Origin of the sequence: Fulvimonas yonginensis, from assembly GCF_037137055.1 — a bacterium.
In the GTDB taxonomy this organism is placed as follows: Bacteria; Pseudomonadota; Gammaproteobacteria; order Xanthomonadales; family Rhodanobacteraceae; genus Frateuria_A; species Frateuria_A yonginensis.
This window is the reverse complement of the sequence record NZ_JBBBNY010000025.1, coordinates 1-2,828: the sequence shown is the minus strand read 5'-3', so window position 1 is coordinate 2,828 and position 2,828 is coordinate 1. Positions and strand designations below refer to the sequence as shown.

At 64.8% G+C, this 2,828-nt stretch carries 3 protein-coding genes; 2 read left to right on the top strand and 1 reads right to left on the bottom strand.

Annotation, left to right across the window (positions count from 1 at the left end; genetic code table 11):
• Positions 1-120 precede the first annotated feature (120 nt).
• Together WAT24_RS16500 and WAT24_RS16495 are read left to right on the top strand one after the other, a co-directional pair.
• A complete protein-coding gene (locus WAT24_RS16500) occupies positions 121-654 on the top strand; it encodes a nuclear transport factor 2 family protein (RefSeq protein WP_425605320.1) in 534 nt (177 codons plus the stop codon).
• Positions 655-722: 68 nt separating this feature from the next.
• Complete coding sequence (locus tag WAT24_RS16495; protein WP_336808988.1) at positions 723-1,067, top strand: hypothetical protein; 345 nt, start codon at positions 723-725, stop codon at positions 1,065-1,067.
• A gap of 451 nt (positions 1,068-1,518) precedes the next feature.
• Here the strand turns inward: WAT24_RS16495 and WAT24_RS16490 are convergent, their stop codons facing one another.
• A complete protein-coding gene (locus WAT24_RS16490; RefSeq protein WP_336808989.1) occupies positions 1,519-2,763 on the bottom strand; it encodes an MFS transporter in 1,245 nt (414 codons plus the stop codon).
• Positions 2,764-2,828 lie beyond the last annotated feature (65 nt).

Sequence of the window (2,828 nt, the reverse complement as noted above, 5' to 3'; positions counted from 1 at the left end):
TGCGGTTGCGCCGGTACAGTCGCCCAAGCATGGCGCAGCGCAAGCCCCTAACTCTTCATTCAAGCGGACGGCTTCGCCGCCGCTTAATTCGGGCGTTAGCCCTCACAACAAGGATCATGGATGCGTTCGGTTAAAGGCTTCCTCATTGCTGCCTGCCTGTCTTGCTCAGCCTGCCCTGCCGCAGAGATGGCGCAGGCTACGCATGCCTCCGACGTCGCGGCCATCGAAAGGGTGGTCGAAGCCTTCCGAACTTCACTGATCCAAAAGGACAAGCCCGCCTATATGAGCTTGTTCTTCTCAGACAAGCCGGAAGACATTGGCTGGCAATTCGTTTCCGAAGACCGGCGCCTCGTACATATCCGGCAGACCAAGCCGGACGCTATCAAGGCGCGCCAGATACCCAGCAACAACTTCATCGCGCTCATCGATGGGGCGGTCGCAGCCAAAGAGCCCCGCGAGGAAACCTTCTCTAACATCACCGTCGACACCGACGGCGAGATCGCTTCGGTTGCCTTTGACTACACGTTCCTCGCCAATGGCCAGAAGACGAATTGGGGCAAGGAGATGTGGCAGCTGGTCCGTACGGAGAAAGGCTGGAAGATCTTCTCGGTCGTCTACACCATTCGCGACAAGTGGAGCGAAGGTGAGGGCTAACAATTCGCCCAAGCCGACGCCGCTTCGCGACGCGGCTTAATTCAGGTGTTAGGCGTATGAAGCGAGCCTTGCAGCTACTGCTCGCCATGGCAATGCTCGCCACTATCGCTGCATGCGATATCGGGTGCGGCAACGAGATCGTGCCGCGCAGTGCTTCGCCATCTCGTGCTATCAGCGCAGTCGTCTTCAACCGCCACTGCGGGGCTACCACCGGCCTCAACACTCAAGTGTCCATAGTGCGTGGGAGTGCCGCGCCCTCGGGTGCTGGCAACACCCTCATCTTGGAGGGCACTGTTCCTCTCAAGCTGCGCTGGGTCAGTGAGTCCGGGCTGCAGATAACGGGTCTAAGCTCCGCAAAGGTCTTCAAGCAAGAGCAATGGGTGGCCGGCGTCTCTGTGGCTTATGGCATGTAGGCGGTGCCTAACAACTCGTTCAAGGCGGACGGCTTCGCCGCCGCTTAACTCAAGCGTTAGGCCCTTGCTTGGCCCCTCTTCCGCAAGGTTCGCTTCGGCCGTGTCTGTGCCAGCTGGCAGGTCTTGGCGCATCAAGCCTGCCTTGCAGCGCTGCCGCAAGCCCCGGGCGTCCAAAGCTAGTAGCGTTGCCCTCGGTGGGGTTCGCGTCTCACGCCAGGCCCGGCAAAGCTCGCTCGGCCATAGCGCGGCGCAAGCCCCTAACTCTTCGTCCAAGCGGACGCGCGTACCGCGCGCCGCTTCGAGGTCGATGCGGAACGGGGTCAGGTTCACTTTCCTGCGTTGCGGGAGGCAGGCTTCGACGCCGTGCTGGTCCGCACGACCTGGGACTACTTCCAGCACGGAAAACCGCGGTCAGAGCGGAAACGGAGTCAGGTTCGCTTGCCGGAAGGCGCTAGCCAGCCTGTTTCCCACCGGCCCGCGGACGCGTCTCCGGCATGGTCAGGAACACGGGCAGGACGACCAGTGCGACGGCGGCGATCATGGCGCCGGGGGCGGCGTGCCAGCCGGTGCGGCGGACAAGCAGCTCGGCGAGGAAGGGCGTCAGGCCCCCGAAGAGTGCGGTGGCCATGGTGACGCCGAGTGCCAGCCCGCTGAGGCGTCCTTCGCCGGGAAACTGTTCGGCGGTAGCGGGTGCGCCGACGGCGCTGACGCCGCCGGCCAGGCAGGCGAGCGCGATGGCGGCGCCGGCGACGGCCGGTTCGCCGCCGCCGCCCATCAGCCCGAACAAGGCCAGCGGAAGCAGCATGCAGGCGATGGCCAGCCAGACCAGCACGGGCCTGCGGCCGACCCGGTCGGAAAGCGCACCGGCCAGGGGCGTGACCAGGATGACCGCCACGGCGGCAAGGGTCGACATCCACAGCGAGCGGCTCTCGGCCAGGATGCCCGACGAGACCAGGAATGTCGGTACGTAGGTGATGCCCACGTAGTAGGTGATCGAGCCCAGCGCGGAGATCGCGAACGTGCGCAACAAGGCCGGGCGATGGTGGGTGAGCGTGTGCCGCAGCGGTGCGTCGGGCAGGCTGTCTTCGCGCACCTGGCGGAGAAAGTCGGGCGATTCCTCCATGGTGGACCGCGCAATCCATACGCCACCGGCCAGCATCGCGCCCATGAAGAAAGGGATGCGCCAGCCCCAGGCATCCAGTTGCGCGGGACTCAGCAGGCCGACCGTCAGTGCGGAAGCGGCGACCGCCAGTAACGCACCGACCTCGCTGGCGGCCGAGGCCAGCGAGGTGATCAAGCCGCGCCGCTCCGCTCGCGCGCCTTCCAGCAGGTAGGCGACGACCCCGGTGTACTCGCCGCCCACCGAGAACGCCATGAAGCACCGCAGCAGCATCAGCAGCGCGCCCGCGGCCGGGCCGATCGTGGCGTAGCCGGGCAGTAGCGCCGTGGCGAGCATCGCCAGCGTCATCAACATCATCGACAGCAGAAGCGTGCGTTGCCTGCCGATGCGATCGCCCACGTGCCCGAAGACCATCGCGCCCAGTGGGCGCATCGCGTAGGCGACGGCGAAACCGCCGAGCGTGGTGAGCAGCGAGGTTTCGCTGCCGCCGAAGAACACTCGCGACAGCACGGTGGCGAAGTAGAGGTAGAGCGTGGGTAATCCCCCCCGCCGATTAGCTGACCCCAGAAGTGGAATTTTCTCGTAGTCTTTCCCGAGGAGGTTCCATGAAGAAGTCTCGCTTCACCGACAGCCAGATCATC